The 15905-nt window shown below is 69.7% G+C and carries 18 protein-coding genes; 8 read left to right on the top strand and 10 right to left on the bottom strand.

The genetic code is table 11. The annotated features are described in order from the left end of the window. Positions 1-88 precede the first annotated feature (88 nt). Together AB0F72_RS38095 and AB0F72_RS38090 are read right to left on the bottom strand one after the other, a co-directional pair. On the bottom strand, positions 89-574 hold the full coding sequence (locus AB0F72_RS38095; protein ID WP_360442639.1) for a DUF4345 family protein: 486 nt from the start codon (positions 572-574) through the stop codon (positions 89-91). After that, positions 556-1293: an NAD(P)H-binding protein gene (locus AB0F72_RS38090; RefSeq protein ID WP_360442636.1), complete on the bottom strand. Its 738-nt coding sequence runs from the start codon at positions 1291-1293 to the stop codon at positions 556-558. Before AB0F72_RS38090 ends, AB0F72_RS38095 begins: the two co-directional genes overlap by 19 nt. 75 nt (positions 1294-1368) lie before the next feature. On the opposite strand from AB0F72_RS38090, the gene AB0F72_RS38085 reads away from it, so the two are divergent. Together AB0F72_RS38085 and AB0F72_RS38080 are read left to right on the top strand one after the other, a co-directional pair. Next, entirely contained in the window at positions 1369-2028 is a 660-nt protein-coding gene (locus tag AB0F72_RS38085) for a pentapeptide repeat-containing protein (protein WP_360442633.1), read from the top strand. Between the two features lie 87 nt (positions 2029-2115). Next, positions 2116-2850, top strand: coding sequence for a CPBP family intramembrane glutamic endopeptidase (locus AB0F72_RS38080; protein WP_360442630.1), 735 nt, complete (start codon positions 2116-2118; stop codon positions 2848-2850). 17 nt (positions 2851-2867) lie between these two features. On the opposite strand, the gene AB0F72_RS38075 is transcribed toward AB0F72_RS38080, so the two are convergent. Continuing rightward, entirely contained in the window at positions 2868-3767 is a 900-nt protein-coding gene (locus AB0F72_RS38075) for a LysR family transcriptional regulator (protein WP_360442627.1), read from the bottom strand. Between the two features lie 83 nt (positions 3768-3850). On the opposite strand from AB0F72_RS38075, the gene AB0F72_RS38070 reads away from it, so the two are divergent. Both AB0F72_RS38070 and AB0F72_RS38065 read left to right on the top strand, forming a co-directional pair. Further along, entirely contained in the window at positions 3851-4717 is an 867-nt protein-coding gene (locus tag AB0F72_RS38070) for an NAD-dependent epimerase/dehydratase family protein (RefSeq protein ID WP_360442624.1), read from the top strand. A gap of 367 nt (positions 4718-5084) precedes the next feature. Beyond that, complete coding sequence (locus tag AB0F72_RS38065; RefSeq protein ID WP_360442621.1) at positions 5085-7109, top strand: cellulase family glycosylhydrolase; 2025 nt, start codon at positions 5085-5087, stop codon at positions 7107-7109. Positions 7110-7202: 93 nt separating this feature from the next. Here AB0F72_RS38065 and rhaI read toward each other — a convergent pair whose 3' ends face one another. Beyond that, entirely contained in the window at positions 7203-8360 is a 1158-nt protein-coding gene (gene rhaI / locus AB0F72_RS38060; protein ID WP_360442618.1) for an L-rhamnose isomerase, read from the bottom strand. 177 nt (positions 8361-8537) lie between these two features. Here rhaI and AB0F72_RS38055 point away from each other — a divergent pair, with 177 nt between their 5' ends. After that, positions 8538-8963 (top strand): hypothetical protein, encoded by a 426-nt coding sequence (locus tag AB0F72_RS38055; protein WP_360442615.1) that lies wholly within the window; start codon positions 8538-8540, stop codon positions 8961-8963. Further along, a complete protein-coding gene (locus tag AB0F72_RS38050) occupies positions 8960-10117 on the top strand; it encodes a zinc-dependent alcohol dehydrogenase (protein WP_360442612.1) in 1158 nt (385 codons plus the stop codon). Before AB0F72_RS38055 ends, AB0F72_RS38050 begins: the two co-directional genes overlap by 4 nt. Positions 10118-10169: 52 nt before the next feature. Here AB0F72_RS38050 and AB0F72_RS38045 read toward each other — a convergent pair whose 3' ends face one another. The 3 genes from AB0F72_RS38045 to AB0F72_RS38035 form a co-directional block, all read right to left on the bottom strand. Continuing rightward, on the bottom strand, positions 10170-10331 hold the full coding sequence (locus AB0F72_RS38045) for a hypothetical protein (RefSeq protein WP_360442609.1): 162 nt from the start codon (positions 10329-10331) through the stop codon (positions 10170-10172). 67 nt (positions 10332-10398) lie between these two features. Beyond that, a complete protein-coding gene (locus AB0F72_RS38040) occupies positions 10399-11193 on the bottom strand; it encodes a helix-turn-helix domain-containing protein (RefSeq protein WP_360442606.1) in 795 nt (264 codons plus the stop codon). After that, on the bottom strand, positions 11186-11500 hold the full coding sequence (locus AB0F72_RS38035) for a hypothetical protein (protein ID WP_360442604.1): 315 nt from the start codon (positions 11498-11500) through the stop codon (positions 11186-11188). The genes AB0F72_RS38040 and AB0F72_RS38035 overlap by 8 nt, the downstream gene beginning before the upstream one ends. 9 nt (positions 11501-11509) lie before the next feature. On the opposite strand from AB0F72_RS38035, the gene AB0F72_RS38030 reads away from it, so the two are divergent. Both AB0F72_RS38030 and AB0F72_RS38025 read left to right on the top strand, forming a co-directional pair. Further along, a complete protein-coding gene (locus tag AB0F72_RS38030; RefSeq protein WP_360442601.1) occupies positions 11510-11953 on the top strand; it encodes a MarR family transcriptional regulator in 444 nt (147 codons plus the stop codon). A gap of 706 nt (positions 11954-12659) precedes the next feature. Next, positions 12660-13412 (top strand): alpha/beta hydrolase, encoded by a 753-nt coding sequence (locus AB0F72_RS38025; RefSeq protein WP_360442598.1) that lies wholly within the window; start codon positions 12660-12662, stop codon positions 13410-13412. A gap of 48 nt (positions 13413-13460) precedes the next feature. Here AB0F72_RS38025 and AB0F72_RS38020 read toward each other — a convergent pair whose 3' ends face one another. From AB0F72_RS38020 to AB0F72_RS38010, 3 genes are all read right to left on the bottom strand, one after another. After that, a complete protein-coding gene (locus AB0F72_RS38020; protein ID WP_360442595.1) occupies positions 13461-14012 on the bottom strand; it encodes a thymidine kinase in 552 nt (183 codons plus the stop codon). A 133-nt stretch (positions 14013-14145) separates the two neighbouring features. After that, on the bottom strand, positions 14146-15108 hold the full coding sequence (gene iolC / locus AB0F72_RS38015) for a 5-dehydro-2-deoxygluconokinase (RefSeq protein WP_360442592.1): 963 nt from the start codon (positions 15106-15108) through the stop codon (positions 14146-14148). Between the two features lie 56 nt (positions 15109-15164). Further along, positions 15165-15905, bottom strand: a 741-nt coding sequence (locus AB0F72_RS38010) for a cbb3-type cytochrome c oxidase subunit I (RefSeq protein ID WP_360442589.1), incomplete at its 5' end; no start/stop codon positions are given.

Below are 15905 nucleotides of genomic sequence, written 5' to 3'. Positions count from 1 at the left end.
GAGCGCTGACCGCGACGGCGGGCGCCCAGGCGTCTTCCTCCCGCTCCGGCCAGTCCATGCCGACAACCCGGAAAACCGGATGCGCTCGTCAAGTTGACTGACTTGCCGACTTTCTGGTGCTGTCTCGCGTTCGTTCGTCACCACCGAGGGCTTCGACAGGGGGTCGGTCGGGGAGCAGCAGCAATATGGACAACACGAGCATTGCCCCGAGGGACGTCACGTTGCCGATTCTGTCCACGGTGGGGAAGACGCCCAGATGCAGGGAGTGCCAGAGGAAGTGCTCCGCCGTAAAGACCAGCCAGGCGCCGCCGGTCATCCGCAACGCCACGGGTGACGGCCGGCGGATCGCCCAGACGGTCATCACCAGCAGTGCCAGGAACAGGCCGCCGACGTCGCGGGTCAGATGTTCGTTGTACGGGCCGAGCGCTGACACCCAGTGCCGCCCCGGAGACGGGAAGTCGCTGTAGAACGACAGTGGGAACGCGGCCGCCCACACGCCGATGACCGCTGCGGCGACCGCGAGCAGCGCGGCCGCCGCGCGTTTGGCGGAGAGCGTCACGGCTTCGCCAGCCACTGATCGAACGTGGTCGTGCCGCGCGGGCCGGGGCCGGTGGGCAGCAGCCCGCCGTTCGCCAGGGCGCGTCCCGTGGCGCCGGGAAGCGGCAGGCCGAGCACCAGCTTCCGCGGCCCGTGCGCCTTCGCGACGCGGCGGGCCATAGCGGACATCTCCAGCACCTCCGGGCCGGCCATCTCCGGGGCCTGACCCCGCGCCGGACCGGCCGCCAGGCGCAGCAACTCGGCGGCCACCTCGGCGGCCGCGACCGGCTGGCTGAGCATCCGCGGCAGCACCGCGACCGGGCCCGGCACGCGTGCCAGGGACTGTCCGGCGAACTCGAAGAACTGGGTGGCACGCAGCACGGTCGCCGGCGTCCCGCCCGCCAGAGCGAGCTGCTCCTGGCGCAGTTTGCCCTCGTAATAGCCGTATCCGACCCGGTCGACGCCGACGATCGACAAGACCACGTGGTGGGCGACCCCGGCGCGTTCCGCACCCTCGGTGAGGGTACGGGTGACCCGCTCGAAGAAGTCCACCGAGACCGCACGGCTCAGGGTCTCCACGTTCGTCACGTCGATCACCACATCGGCGCCGCGCAGGGCGTCGCCCAGGCCCGCGCCGGTGGTCAGATCCACTCCGTGCGAGCGGGACAGGATCACCACCTCGTGCCCGGTCGCGCGCGCCTGCTCCACGATCAGACGCCCGATCAGTCCGGTTCCTCCGGCAACGGCCACTCGCATCTGTCATCCCTCGTTTCGTCGTGGCGTACGGTGTCGTGGTCTTGGACTACCGACGCCCGTGAGATGTGACAACGGGTGACCTACGCGACAGGGGATCTTGTGGAGCTCGCTTCGCTGCCGTACGCGAAATACCTGCAGCCGTTCACCGCGGAGCTGGAGATCGGTGAGGACTACAGCGAGGCCCACGTCGACGGCGCCGAGTTCGACGGCGTGCAGGCCGGTGGGATCCGGTTCTCCGAGAGCGCGCTCACCTCGGTCACCTTCACCGGCGGAAACTTCGATCGGGTACGGCTCGACGACGTCTACGTGTCACGGTGCCGCTGGATCGGCGGCAGTTGGGGCGAGACGTCCTTCCTGAACGTGTCGGTGCTGGACAGTGTCCTCGCCGGCGTCCAGGCCTACGGGGCGCAGTGGCGTCGCGTGGTGCTCAAGGACTGCAAGATCGACAGCTTGAACCTGCGGGGCGCGCGGTTGCAGGACGTCGAGTTCCGCGACTGCGACCTGACCGAGGTTGATCTCTCCGACGCCACGCTGGTCGGTGTCACTTTTCCGGGTACGGCGATCCGGCGCGCGCGATTCGCCAAGGCGACAGTGAAGAAGCTGGACTTCCGGGCCGCTCGTGAGCTGGACGTGGCTCTCGGGTGGGAGTCGCTGCGGGGCGCGGTGATCGGCAGCGATCAGCTGGCGGAGGCGGCGCCGGCCCTGGCGAAGACCCTGGGACTCGTCGTCCGATAGAGCGCGCCGGTTCACCGAAGCGGCTCACGTCACAATATTCACGGTTCGCCGGAAAAGATCGAATCAGGTCGGTAGCGTCTCTCGGCTGTGCCCGTCGACCGTACCCGAAGAATCTCCCGCCGGAGGCTGGGCCTCGTCCTCGCCGCCATCGTCGTGGTGCTGGTCGCGGTCAACGTCGCCACCAAGTTCGGCCCGGCGGGCACCGGTCTGGTGGCCGGCCCGCTGGTCGCGATCGGCCTGCTGCTCCTCGGCCGCCGCGCCGGACTCACCTGGCACGACTTGGGGCTCGCCCCGCACACGCTGACCCGCGGCATCAAGTACGCGGCCGGCGCGGTGCTCGCCGTCGCGGTCGTGTACGCGATCGCCGCCGCGATCCCGGCGACCCGGCCGGCGTTCCAGGACGGCCGTTACGACCTGCACCTCAGCGCCGTGCTGCAGACCGCCTTCGTGGTGATCCCGTTCGGGACCGTGCTACTCGAGGAGATCGCCTTCCGCGGGGTGCTGCACGGTCTGGTGAACCGGCATCGCGGCGCGGTCTGGGCGAGCGTGGTGTCCTCGGCGCTCTTCGGGCTCTGGCACATCCTGCCGTCGCTACGGCTCGCCGAGGCGAACCAGGCGGTCGGTGACGCGGTGGGCGGCGGAACCACCGGGCAGATCCTGGCCGTCGCCGGAGCTGTCGGGTTCACCGCGCTGGCCGGTCTGCTCCTGTGCGAGCTGCGGCGGCGCAGCGGAAGCCTGCTCGCGGCGGCCGCGCTGCACTGGGCGACGAACGGGATGGGCCTGCTGGTCGGCGCCGCCCTCGCCACCGTGCGCTTCGCCTGAGCCCCGCGGTTCTGGGACTAATACTCGCTGGTCGTGGCCGTGTGGGGCGGGATCAGGTCGAGGAACGCCCGGACCGCCCGGCTCGGCGGGATCGCGGCGGGCCGGGCGACCGCGAGAGTCCATGGAGTGGCGGGTGGGTCCAGGTCGACCGGGACCACCCGGGCGCCGGCCTCCGCGCGCAGTGGCGGGACCAGGGCCACGCCGAGCCCGGCCGCCACGTAACTCGGCACGGTCGTCAGGTCGGTGACCTCGACGACGATCGAGCGGGTCAGTCCGGCTCGGCGGAAGTCGTTGTCGGACCGTACCCGATTGCAGTAACCGGCCGGCAGGTCGATGAACGGCTCGTCGGCCAGCGCGCCAGGATCCACCGTCGCGGTGCCGGCGAGGGGATGATTCTCGGACACGAGCAGCCGTGGCTGGAACGTCGCGAGGGGCGTCAGGTCGATCCCGTCGACGGCCAGGGTGTCCACCCCGACGAAAGCGACGTCGAGTTGGTGCGAGCGTAGTTTCTCCAGGAGACCGGAGCTGCCCTCGGCCGCCACGGTCATCGTCAGCCGTACCCCCGGATGGCGCTCGCGGAAGTCGCCGACCAGCCCCGGCAGATCGACGGCCGTCAGGCCGGAGAGGGTTCCGACGCGCAGGCTTCCGCGCAGGCCGAGGCCGGCGTTCCCGACGGCGGCCCGCGCGAGATCCAGCGATTCCAGGGCGTTCTTCGCCTCCGGCAGCAGTGCCCGGCCGGCGTCGGTGAGCGTGACGCGGGTGGTGCTGCGGTCGAACAGCGGTGTTCCGAGGTCACGCTCGAGCGCGCGGATGCTGGCCGAGACCGTCGACTGGACGGCGTGGGTGCGTTTCGCGGCGCGGGTGAAGTTGAGCTCCTCGGCGACCGCGACGAAGAACTCCAGCTGGCGCTGTTCCATGGCAGGACCTTATCGCCTTCGCCGATTGCCCTTATGAACAGCATTCGTTGGACACGATCGCGGGGTGGGGAGAAGCTTTCCTCGTGAAGATCTTTCTGACCGGTGCGACCGGTTACATCGGCTCCGCTGTCCGTTCCGCCCTGATCGCCGGCGGTCACTCGGTTACCGCGCTCGTGCGAGCGGGGAGCGCCGGCCGGCTGGCCGGCGCGGGGCTTGACGTCAGGATCGGCGACATGCGCGACGCGGCTCTCGTGCGTGACCTCGCCGCCGCGAGCGACGCCGTGATCCATACCGCCAGTCCGGGTGATGCCTCCAGTGCCGCCGCGGAGGCCGAGTTCGCCGACGCGGTTCTTGCCGGGCGACCGGAAGTTTTCATCCGGACCGGCGGTGTCTGGGTGCACGGGGCGGGCGCGGCCATCACCGAGGAGACACCGATCGCCGCGCCCGCTCTCGTCGCCTGGCGCGAGGAGATCGACACGCGGGTGCTGGCGGCGCCCGGTATCCGGTCCGTGCTGATCGAGCCGGGGATCGTTTACGGGCACGGCGCTGGGATCGCGCGGCAGGTGGTGTCCGCTCCGCAGGTGGATGGCGGGTTGCGGTTGATCGGCGATGGCAGTCAGCACTGGACGACCGTGCATGTGGACGATCTGGCGGCGCTGTACGTGTTGGCGTTGGAGAAGGGGGATGACGGATCGGTGTTCCTGGGCGTGAGTGGGGAGAACCCGACGGTTCGGGAACTGGGGGAGGCTGCCAGCCGGCGGCTCGGGCTCGGCGGGCGCGTGGTTCCGGAGGAGTCGTCGGAAACGGTCGCGCGGCTGGGGGATTTCGGTGCCGCGCTGCTGCTCGATCAGCAGGCTTCGGGGGCTAAGGCTCGGCAGGTGCTCGGGTGGGTTCCGGGGCGGGCGTCGCTGCTTTCCGAGATCGCCGGGGGCGGTTATGACCTGGGGTGAGCGTGGGGGAGTGGGTCGTTGGGCGTGAATGGCGCCGGGTTGCCGACCGGCCGGCCGTAGTGGGTGCAGGTTGTCGGGCGTGTTTGGCGGCGTGGGCTACGGCTCGGGGGCGTCGGCCGTAGTTCGGGCAGGTTTTCCGGGCGGTTTACCTGCCGGGGCTACGGCTCGGGGTTGCCGGCCGTAGCTGGGGCAGGTTTCCGGCCGGCGGAGCCTGCGTGGGCTACGGCTCAGGCGACCCCGGGGAGGCCGGTGGGTCGCAGAGCTTCCGGCCGTTGTCCCGGAAATGGTTGTGGTGTGTGTCGTGGAGATTGCAGGATGTCATGGGAGCGCTCCCGAATCCCCGATCCCCGCGCTCAAGGAGTCCGCCTTGCACACCCGCAGAGCAAGAAGACGCGTCGCCGCCGCGGCCACCGGCCTCGCCCTGGCGATGGTCGGCGCCATCACCCCCGTAGCCGCCCACGCCACCCCATCCCAAGCCGCCCCATCCCAGGCCACCGCCCGAGCACAAGCCCTCCCCCGAGCACAAGCCCTCCCCCGAGCACAAGCCCCGGCGCAGGCAGCCGCTGCCGCGCCCGCGACGGACTGGCTGCACGTCGACGGCAACCAGATCGTGGACTCCGCCGGGAACCCGGTCTGGTTGACCGGCGCGAACTGGTTCGGCTTCAACGCCTCCGAGCGCGTCTTCCACGGCCTCTGGTCGGCCAACATCACCGAGATCACCCGCTCGATGGCCCAGCGCGGCATCAACATCGTCCGCGTCCCGATCTCCACTCAGCTGCTCCTCGAGTGGAAGGCCGGCACCTTCGGCACGGTCAACGTCAACACCTACGCCAACCCCGAGCTCGCCGGGAAGAACAGCCTGCAGATCTTCGACTACTGGCTGGCGCTCTGTGAGCAGTACGGCATCAAGGTCCTCCTCGACGTGCACAGCGCCGAAGCAGACAACTCCGGCCACATCCACCCGGTCTGGTACAAGGGAACGATCACCCCGGAGCTGTTCTACCAGGCGTGGGAGTGGGTCACGGCTCGCTACAAGGCCAACGACACGATCGTCGCGATGGACCTGAAGAACGAGCCGCACGGCACGCCCGGCACCACCCCGCGCGCGAAGTGGGACAACTCCACCGACGTCGACAACTGGAAGCACACGGCGGAGACCGCGGCGAAACGGATCCTCGCGATCAACCCGGAGGTGCTGGTCCTAGTCGAGGGGCAGGAGGTCTACCCGCGGGAGGGCGAGACCTGGAACTCGCCGAACACCGACCCGGACCTGTCGCCGAACTACTACTACAACTGGTGGGGCGGCAACCTGCGCGGCGTGCGCGACTACCCGATCAACCTGGGCGCGAACCAGGACCAGCTCGTCTACTCGCCGCACGACTACGGGCCGCTCGTCTTCAACCAGCCCTGGTTCGACAAGCCGTTCGACAAGACCACGCTCACCAACGACGTGTGGCGGCCGAACTGGCTCTACATCCACGAGAACGACACCGCGCCGCTGCTGATCGGTGAATGGGGTGGCCGGCTCGGTCAGGACGAGCGGCAGGACCGCTGGATGACCGCGCTGCGCGACCTGATCGTGGAGCACCGGCTGCACCAGACGTTCTGGGTGCTGAACCCGAACTCGGGCGACACCGGCGGCCTGCTGCTCGACGACTGGAAGACCTGGGACGAGGAGAAGTACGCGCTGCTCAAACCCGCGCTGTGGCAGCAGGGCGGCAAGTTCGTGAGCCTCGACCACCAGGTGCCGCTCGGCGGGACCGGCAGCACCACGGGGATCAGCCTGAGCGCTGCCTACGGCGAGTCGGACACTGTCGCGCCGAGCGTTCCCGGCCAGCCGTCGGCGAGCGGCATCACCGCCACCGGCGTCACGCTGAGCTGGGCGGCGTCCACCGACGACGGGGGCGTGACCTCGTATGACGTGCTGCGCAACGGCACGGTGGTGGCGACGGTCTCCGGGACGAGCTACACCGCGAGCGGGCTGACGGCGTCGACCACGTACACGTTCAGTGTCCGAGCCAGGGACGCCGCCGGAAACGTCTCCGCGGCCTCGGCGGGACGCAGTGTGACGACGGCGGCGACGGGTGGTGACACCGGCGGCGGTTGCACCGCCACCTACCGGACGACCGGTTCCTGGTCCGGGGGTTTCCAGGCCGAGATCGCGGTACGGAACACCGGTACCGCCCCGAGTACCGGCTGGGTCGTGAACTGGACCTATCCGACCGGGACGACGGTGGCATCACTGTGGAACGGCGTGCAGGCCACTCCGCCGGTTACCGTCCGTAACGCCGACCACAACGGCGCCCTGGCGGCCGGGGCGTCCACGACGATCGGCCTGGTCGGCTCCGGCCCGGCAGCGACCCCGGCCACGGTGAGCTGCACGCTCTCCTGACGGACCACCGCCCGATCCTGGCAGTTCGTGCACGGACGGTGCGCACGAAATCGCCAGGATCGGGCGGCTGTCAGACGGCGGTCAGGGCTGCGATCAGGCGCCCCAGCCTGCCTGGACGCCGCCGACGCGTTCGGCCTGGATCTTTTCGGCGTAACCGCTGCGACGGTACGCGCCGTGCGGGTCCGGGTCGAGCCCCTGCTCCTCGCGGATCGACGCGAGCAGCGGCCGCACGTCGGTGCTGAACGCGTCCATGAAGACCGCGTTGGCGGCCAGCACGTCGCCCTCCTGCTGGGCCGCGGCCAGCGCGTCCGGGTCGACGAGCAGCGCCTTCGCGGTCGCCTCCTGGATGTTCGTCACCGAACGAATGATCGCCGGGATCTTCGCCTCGATGTTGTGACACTGGTCGAGCATGAACGTGATCCCGGACGCCGGGTCCAGCGCGCCGCCGCGCACGATCTCGTACATGATCCGGAACAGCTGGAACGGGTCGGCCGCCCCGGCCATCAGGTCGTCGTCGGCGTAGAACCGCGAGTTGAAGTCGAACGCGCCGAGCTTCCCCTGGCGCAGCAGGAACGCGACGATGAACTCGATGTTGGTACCCGGCGCGTGGTGTCCGGTGTCGATCACCACCTGCGCCTTCCGGCCGAGCTCCAGGGTGTGCGCGTACGCGGTGCCCCAGTCCGGCACGTCGGTGGTGTAGAAAGCCGGTTCGAACAGCTTGTATTCGAGCAGCATCCGCTGGTGGGCGCCGAGCCGGTCGTACACCTTCTGGAGCGCCGCCGCGAGCCGGTCCTGCCGGGAGCGGATGTCGTCCTGACCGGGATAGTTCGTGCCGTCCGGGAACCAGAGCTTGAGATCCGTCGATCCGGTGGCGTCCATGACGTCGACGCAGGCGAGCAGGTGGTCGGTGGCTTTGCGGCGCACCCGCGGGTCCGGGTGGGTGACGCTGCCGAGCTTGTAGTCATCGTCCTGGAACGTGTTCGAGTTGATCACACCAAGCGTGACGCCCTGCTCCGCGGCGAAGGCCGCCAGCTTCCCGAAGTCGTCGACGTCGTCCCACGGGATGTGCAGCGAGACGGTCGGCGCCACACCGGTGAAACGATGCACGACGGCGGCGTCGGCGATCTTCTCGTACGGATCCCGTGGCACACCGGGCTGCGCGAACACCTTGAAGCGGGTGCCCGAGTTCGCGTATGCCCAGGAAGGGGTCTCGATCCGCTGCGCTCGCAGCGAGGCGCGCACGTCAGGCATGTGACTGCTCCCAGGGTGGAGATGATGAAACGTTTCATAGGGACGGTAGCCGGAGGCCGACAATCGGGTCAAGGGCCGGGAATCGGTGAGCCGCGCCCGCGAATCACCCCCGGAACCCGTTTAGCCCTATTCCACCGCGGTACATCACCCTCCGACCCGAATCGAAGGGACCCTGCGATGACCCGTACCGGAAAGGTCTTGATGTTTGCCGTGCCGGTCGCGGCCGCCACCGCTGCCACCGTCGCAGCGAAGAGCCGCGCCAAGCGCACCGATCATCAGCGCCGCCACGTGATAACGATCTACCGGCCACTGTCCGAACTGGAGTCCGAGCAGCTGCCCGGCTCTCTCCGGGAGATCACCGGTGACGTGGAGATCACTCTGCGCCCGGCCCCGGGCGACCGCGGCACCGAGATCGCCGTCCGCATCCCCGAAGGCTCCAAGATCACGGAAGGCCAGGTCCGCGCGGCACTGCGCGAGACCCGCTCGCTGCTGGAGACCGGTGACGTTCTGCTGCCCTCCGGCCCGGCGACAACCGTGAAAACCCTGACGAACCGGCCACTTCAAACCGCCACCCGGCACGGCCGCGAGGGAGGACTGCTGTGAAGGCGCTGCAATGGCAGGGCGTCAACAAGCTCGCCGTCGGCACCGTGCCCGACCCGGAGCTACGCAACCCCGGCGACATCATCGTCCGGGTGACAAAGACCGTGACCTGCGGTTCCGACCTGCACCTGCTCGGCGGGTACATCCCGTTCATGGAGAAGGGTGACGTCCTCGGGCACGAGTTCCTCGGCGAGGTCGTCGAGGTGGGCCCGGACGTGCGCAACCACCGGATCGGCGACCGGGTGGTGGTGTCCTCGTTCATCTCGTGCGGCAATTGCTGGTACTGCGACCAGAAGCTCTACTCGCTCTGCGACAACGGCAACACCAACCCGGCGATCACCGAAACCCTGTGGGGTCACGCGCCGAGCGGCTGCTTCGGGTACTCGCACGCGATGGGGGGCAACGCCGGCAGCCACGCCGAGTACATCCGGGTGCCGTTCGCCGACGTCGGAGCGTTTGCGGTGCCGGAGGGTGTGAGCGACGAGCGCGCCCTGTTCGCCTCCGACTCCGCGTCCACCGGCTGGATGGGCGCCGACCTGGGCGGCGTCCAGTCCGGTGACGTGGTCGCGGTCTGGGGCGCCGGCGCGGTCGGCCAGATGGCGGCCCGCGCCGCGATGCTGCTCGGCGCCGACCGGGTGATCGTCATCGACCGCCTGCCGAACCGCCTGCAGCAGGTGGAACGCCACATCGGCGCCGAGACGCTCAACTTCGAAACCACCGACGTGGCCGGCGAGCTGCGCGAACGCAGCGGCGGCCGAGGTCCTGACGTCTGCATCGAGGCGGTCGGGATGGAGGCCCACTCGCGCGGTTACGACCAGCTGAAGCAGCAACTGCGCCTGCAGACCGACCGCCCGGTCGCGGTCCGCGACGCCATCCACGCCTGCCGCAAGGGCGGCTCGGTCTTCGTCCTCGGCGTCTACGCCGGCTTCGTCGACAAGTTCCCGCTGGGCGCCCTGATGAACAAGGGCCTCACCGTCCGTGGCGCGCAGATGCACGGCCAGCGCTACATCCCGATGCTGCTGGACCGGATGGCCAAGGGCGAACTGGTCACCGAACACCTCGCCACCCACGTCATGCCCCTCGACGAGGCGCCCGAGGGCTACCGCATGTTCAAGGAGAAGGACGACGATTGCGTCCGGGCCGTCTTCTGTCCATGATTTTTCCGGTACGCGTCGACACGTCCCCAACCGCACCAGGCCCCTTCCGGGCCTACCCCGCGACCCGGGCGCACCGTCCCGGCCGCTGCGCGGCCGTCGCTACCGGTGCGCCCGCACGCGCCAGGCAGTCCCCCTCGCCCGGCGGGAACGCGGTCGAGTCGTCGGTGCTGGTCAGGTAGCCGTGCGGCCGCGCGGTGGGGTCGTCTGAACGCATCTCCATGGGGGCGGCCGGCGCACGCGCTCGGGAGTTGCGTGCGCCGGCCCTCCGCCGATTCACACGGTCAGGAACCGTGACCGGCGGCGCCTTCGCCGGTCGGCCGGTAGAGCGCAATCGCCAGTTCAGCAGCCGGGGCGCCGGCAGTGGCGCGGGCGGCGAACTCCCGGGTCAGCGCATCGAGTCGAGTAGCGAACTCATAGAACGTCGCATCATCCAGCGGAACCCGCCGAACCTCCACGAGGCGGGGCCCAAGATCAGTGCGCACGTCCGCTTCCGGCGCGAACAGGTAGGGCGGCTCGGTCCCGGCGGCCAGGGAGGGTCGCCCTCCACCAGCCTGCCCTCCACCAGCCTGACGCGGAACCGATGCAGCAGACGTCCCGGCATCGTCGAACGAGTCCCCGGCAGGCGTCGCAGGCGCGGACCCGGAACCCGGCGGGCTCCCGGCCGGCACAACCGGGGCGGACATCTCCGGCTCAGGGGGCGCCGACCCGGACGCGCCGATCTTGGAATGGGCCGGTGCTGACCCGGATGCGCCGATCGCCGCGTCCGCTCCAGGACCGGCGCCGACGGTCCACACCGGAACCGGGAAACGGCCTGTCCCGGTCCAGGTGAGTCCCGGCAGCGGCGTCGGGATCCGCAACGGCGGTGCGGCGGCCGCAGCCGTGCTCACATAGCGCGGAACCGCCACCCCCTGCACCACCCGAGAAGCACCGGCCCGCACCAGCCCGCCCTGCTCCAAGATCTTGAGGTGGTAGCTGACGACCCCACCCGGCAACCCGAGCCGCGCGGAAAGACCCGCCACCGTGGCGGGGCCGGCATGCAGCAGCCCGAGGATGCGATCACGAACGTCGTCAGTCATGGCACACATTGTCGACCTTGACCCGGCGTGACAGAAGCCGACCGTCCGAGCGAACACCAGCTGGATTCCTGCCGATGGACACCCAGCCGGTGAACAGCATCGCGACGGCGATGACCAGCAGGTAACTGGTGAAGAGCAGGCTGACCTGGCTGGGTGTGGCGTTCAGCTTGGTGGACAGCGCTGGAAGGATCGGATCGACGAGACCGATGCCCATGAAGCTGACGACACAGGCGAATGCGACGGCGAAGACCGCCTTGGGTTGTTTGAACAATGACTGGCTGCGCGCGGTGAACAACTCTAGATACATAATGAGGTTATGCAAATGGTGGGCGGGGAGAGTCGTGGGTCACAGCTGCTGCCGGTACTCGGCCGGCTGGTGCGGTTCCTGCGGCAGCTCGAAGGCGCGGAATACCCCAGCTCGGTCGCGTCGGCGGTGCTCCGGCAGCTGATCGACCACGGACCGGGGCGGATCACCGACCTGGCCCGGATGACCCGGGCCTCCCAGCCCGGCATGACCCAGCTGGTCGGCCGGATGGAGAAGTCCGGCCTGGTCCGCCGGGTCGCCGATCCCGGCGACGGCCGCAGCGTGCTCGTCGAGATCACGCCGGACGGGCGGGAGTTGCTGGTACGCACGTACGCCCACTACGCCGCCACGATCGACGAGCTCTTCGACCGGCTGAGCCCGGAGGACACCGAGGCGATCGTGCGGGCGTTGCCGGCGCTGAACCGCTTGGCCGAGGCGGCCGAGGAGCAGGAGTAGGCCCGAGCGCGGACCGGCGTGGGTTTTGGCTTTGCGCGGAGTTGTGCAGGGGGACCGCTGCGCCGAGCACGCGTGCTGGCGGGATGGGGCCGCACGGAAGCGCGTGCTGGCAGGGCGAGGGCGCACGGAAGGGCGCGGTGGCGGGGATGGGGGCGCACGGAGGCGCGCGCCGGGAGCGGTAGAGGCACACGGAAGCGGTGTGTGTGCTTTCATCCCTGCCCCGCCGTCGATGAGGCCGCACGCAGCTGTTGTGTGTGCCCTCATCTACGCTCCGGCGGACGCGAATGAGCGCCCCGCCGGACGCGGATGAGCGCCCCGCCGGACGCGGATGAGCGGTCCGCCGGAAGTGCTTGAGTGACCCGGCCCGGGACTGTTTGATCGGACGGGGAGGCAAGGGGGAGACAACGGGGAGACCGCGGGAAGGCGACGGGCAGCCGCCCGGGACACCAGCCGCCTCCAGCCACCACCACCAGCCGCCACCCGCCGCCAATGAAAAACGGACGCTCTTGAGTGATCATTTCAGTCCTCCGATCGTTGGGCTGTCATCGACGATCGCGAGGGTTTAGGGTGGTCGCGCCGGGGTCGGATACGGGCGGTCAAGGCCCGTGTCGCCTCGGTGTTGCCGATCACAACGAACTTTCCGCTTTCGTCAGCGTCGTCTCCAGGGGATGAATATCGACGCCGATCAAGCGGTAGGAGCGGAAAAATGGCGATTTTTGAGGAATTGGCGGGTACGTTGAGTGGGACGACCAGCGACCAGCCGCCGCTTCTCCTGCTGCACGGGCTGACCTTCGACCGCCGCCAGTGGGCGCCGCTGCTCGCCGAGCTGCCGGGCCGCCGGGTTCTCACGCTCGACCTTCCCGGCCACGGGCAGTCGCCGAGCCAGCGCTCGTACCGAATGCCGGTCGTGATCGACCTGATCCAGCGGGCGGTCGACGCGGCGGGGCTGGACGCGCCGATCATTGTCGGTCACTCACTCGGAGGGCTGATCGCTACGACGTACGCCGCCCGGTTTCCCGCCCGTGGCGTCGTCAACCTGGACCAGCCCCTGCTGCCCGGCCCGTTCGGCCACGTGATCCGCGACGCGGAGCCGGCGCTGCGCGGCCCCCGCTGGCGTGCGGTCTGGGACGAGCTGCTCGACGGGATGGGCGTCGACGCGCTGCCCACCGCCGCGTGGTCCCTCGTCGAGCGCACCTCCCGCCCCCGCGGCGACCTGCTGCTCGGGTACTGGGAGGAGATCCTGCGCAGCAGCGACGACGAGCTCGAGGAACAGCGCCGCAAGGACCTGACGGCCCTCGCGGACAAGCAGATCGGCTATCGCTGGGTGACGTCGAGGCGGCCCTCGGGAGAGTACGAGCAGTGGCTGTGCGACCTGCTGCCGGACGTCGAGATCATCCTGATGGAGGGCGGGCATTTCCCGCACCTGGCGTACCCGGAAGAGGTCGCCAAGCTGCTCTGAACGTCGGTGCTTCGCTTCTCTGAACGTCGGTGCTTCTCTGAACGCCGGTCAGGGCAGCACGACGCACCGGCGGCAGCGCGCCTCGTAGGTGTAGGTGCCGTCGTCCGGCAGCGCGGTCGACGGCGCGAGCTCACGGATGAACGGCTTCCCGTTCTCCAGCACCTGCGTGTGCGTGGCGTCCAGCGAGCGGCAGACGTCACAGACCGCCCGCCGGTAGATCACCTTCTCCGGCGCGAGCTCGAACAGGGCACGGACCGGCGCGAACAGCTGCCCCCGGTGGTCCAGGTCGATCCCGGCCACGACCACCTTGATCCCGGCGCGCACCGCGACGCCGAGCTCGGCGATGTCGTCTACGGTGAACATGTGGATCTCGTCGACGCCGATCCACTCGACGTCTCCGGTGGCGGCGCCGGCCAGCGAGTGCACCTTCACCGTCTGCAGGCTGCCGCCGGACCGCGACGTGACGAGGGTGTCCCGGCCGTGGCGCGCCGACTGGTAGATCCGGTGCGGGATCCCGGCGTGCTGCAGCGGCGACAGCAGGCTGATCATCTCGAGGGACTTGCCGCCCTTCATCGGGCCGACGATCACGGTGAGGTCCATGGCGAAAACCGTGCCACCAGCGGATCGCCGGCCGCCGGCCACCCCCCGTCCGCGCCCCGCGGTTCATCTGCTAGCGACGCGGAGTTCACCGCCCGGAGCTCCGCCGGGCGCCGTCCGGCTGGGCTACGTCCGGCTAGGCGGCGTCCGGCCGGGCGGCGGCCAGGAGCCGCCGGACCTCGGGCTCGGTGGGCATCGCGTCGGCGCAGGCCAGCCGGGAGGCGACCAGCGCGCCGGCGGCGTTGCCGAAGCGCATGATCGACTCCAGGTCCCAGCCGGCGAGCAGGCCGTGGCAGAGCGCGCCGCCGAACGCGTCCCCGGCGCCGAGCCCATTGACCACCTTCACGGGTACGGGCGGAACCCGCACCCGCTCCCCGGTGGACCGCCGGGAGGCGACCACTCCGTCCGGCCCCAGCTTGACCACCGCGAGGTCGACACCGGCGGCGTGCAGCGCCGCGATCGCCGCGTCCGGTGCGTCAGCGCCGACGGCCGTCCGGCACTCGTCCACGTTGCCGACCGCGACCGTGGCGTGCGGCAGCGCCTCGGCGTACCAGTGCCGGGCCTGGTCGCGGGAGGGCCAGAACATCGGGCGGTAGTCGAGGTCGAAAACGGTCACGCTGGCCTTCGCGCGGGCACGTAACGCGTGCAGCGTGGCGGAGCGGGACGGCTCCTGCGACAGGCCGGTCCCGGTGACCCAGAAGACGCCGGCCGCGCGGATCGCCGGCAGATCCAGCTCTTCGGCGTGGATCTCCAGGTCGGGTGCCTTCGGATAGCGGTAGAACACCAGCGGGAAGTCGTCCGGCGGGAAGATCTCGCAGAACGTGAGCGGCGTCGGCAGGCCGGGCACCGCGGTGACGAACCGATCGGACACCCGGAAGCCCCGCAGCGCCTCGTGCAGGTAGTCACCGAACGGGTCAGCACCGGTCCGGCTGATGATCGCGCTGCGGCGGCCGAACCGGGCGGCCGCCACGGCCACGTTGGCCGGGCTGCCGCCCAGGAACTTCGCGAACGTGCGGACCGACCGCAGCGGAACCCCGATCTGCTCGGGATAGAGGTCCACCCCGATCCGGCCGATCGTCAGTACCTCGTCAGCGGCCATCCCTCATGGAAGCACGTCATCCCCCATCGAAGCACGTCATCCCTCATGGAAGCACGTCAGCGGTCGTTGCTGAGGTCGTCCTTGTAGGTGGCGCCGCCGTCGGACTCCTTGCGCAGCGGGCGGGCGCCGCCCTCGGGCGGGCCGGCCAGGGATTGTTCGCCGGCGGCCAGGTGCGGGAACTTCTCGTCGAAGGCGGGACGCTCGGAGCGGATCCGCGGCATCCGGTCGAAGTTGCGCAGCGGCGGGGGAGTGGTGGTGGCCCACTCCAGGGAGTTGCCGTGGCCCCAGGGGTCGTTCGCGGTCACCACCACGCCGACCTTGTAGGACTTCCAGACGTTGTAGACGAACGGCAGCGTGGCGATGCCGAGGACGAAGGAGCCGATCGAGGAGAACGTGTTCAGGAACGTGAACTCGTCGCTGGGCAGGTAGTCCACGTACCGCCGGGGCATGCCCTCGTTGCCGAGCCAGTGCTGGACCAGGAACGTCGCGTGGAAGCCGAGGAAGGTCAGCCAGAAGTGGACCTTGGCGAGGCGTTCGTCCAGATAGCGGCCGAACATCTTCGGGAACCAGAAGTAGATGCCGGAGAAGACCGCGAACACGATCGTGCCGAAGAGCACGTAGTGGAAGTGCGCGATCACGAAGTACGAGTCGGAGACGTGGAAGTCGATCGGCGGCGCGGCGAGCAGCACACCGGAGAGGCCACCGAAGAGGAACGTCACCATGAAGCCGATCGCGAAGAGCATCGGCGACTCGAAGCTGATCTGGCCGCGCCACATGGTGCCGATCCAGACGAAGAA

Origin of the sequence: Actinoplanes sp. NPDC023936 (assembly GCF_040639325.1) — a bacterium.
Classification (GTDB): domain Bacteria; phylum Actinomycetota; class Actinomycetes; order Mycobacteriales; family Micromonosporaceae; genus Actinoplanes.
Note: the sequence above shows the minus strand (reverse complement) of the source record. Positions and strands in the feature narration are given on the sequence as shown.

Excerpts from the sequence above, each read along its gene's own strand:
- AB0F72_RS38090 (WP_360442636.1), bottom strand. The coding sequence starts at position 1,293 with ATGCGAGTGGCCGTTGCCGGAGGAACCGGACTGATCGGGCGTCTGATC.
- AB0F72_RS38075 (WP_360442627.1), bottom strand. The coding sequence starts at position 3,767 with ATGGAACAGCGCCAGCTGGAGTTCTTCGTCGCGGTCGCCGAGGAGCTC.
- rhaI (WP_360442618.1), bottom strand. The coding sequence starts at position 8,360 with ATGCCTGACGTGCGCGCCTCGCTGCGAGCGCAGCGGATCGAGACCCCT.
- AB0F72_RS38055 (WP_360442615.1), top strand. The coding sequence starts at position 8,538 with ATGACCCGTACCGGAAAGGTCTTGATGTTTGCCGTGCCGGTCGCGGCC.
- AB0F72_RS38045 (WP_360442609.1), bottom strand. The coding sequence starts at position 10,331 with ATGCGTTCAGACGACCCCACCGCGCGGCCGCACGGCTACCTGACCAGC.
- AB0F72_RS38040 (WP_360442606.1), bottom strand. The coding sequence starts at position 11,193 with ATGACTGACGACGTTCGTGATCGCATCCTCGGGCTGCTGCATGCCGGC.
- AB0F72_RS38035 (WP_360442604.1), bottom strand. The coding sequence starts at position 11,500 with ATGTATCTAGAGTTGTTCACCGCGCGCAGCCAGTCATTGTTCAAACAA.
- AB0F72_RS38030 (WP_360442601.1), top strand. The coding sequence starts at position 11,510 with ATGCAAATGGTGGGCGGGGAGAGTCGTGGGTCACAGCTGCTGCCGGTA.
- AB0F72_RS38025 (WP_360442598.1), top strand. The coding sequence starts at position 12,660 with ATGGCGATTTTTGAGGAATTGGCGGGTACGTTGAGTGGGACGACCAGC.
- AB0F72_RS38020 (WP_360442595.1), bottom strand. The coding sequence starts at position 14,012 with ATGGACCTCACCGTGATCGTCGGCCCGATGAAGGGCGGCAAGTCCCTC.
- iolC (WP_360442592.1), bottom strand. The coding sequence starts at position 15,108 with ATGGCCGCTGACGAGGTACTGACGATCGGCCGGATCGGGGTGGACCTC.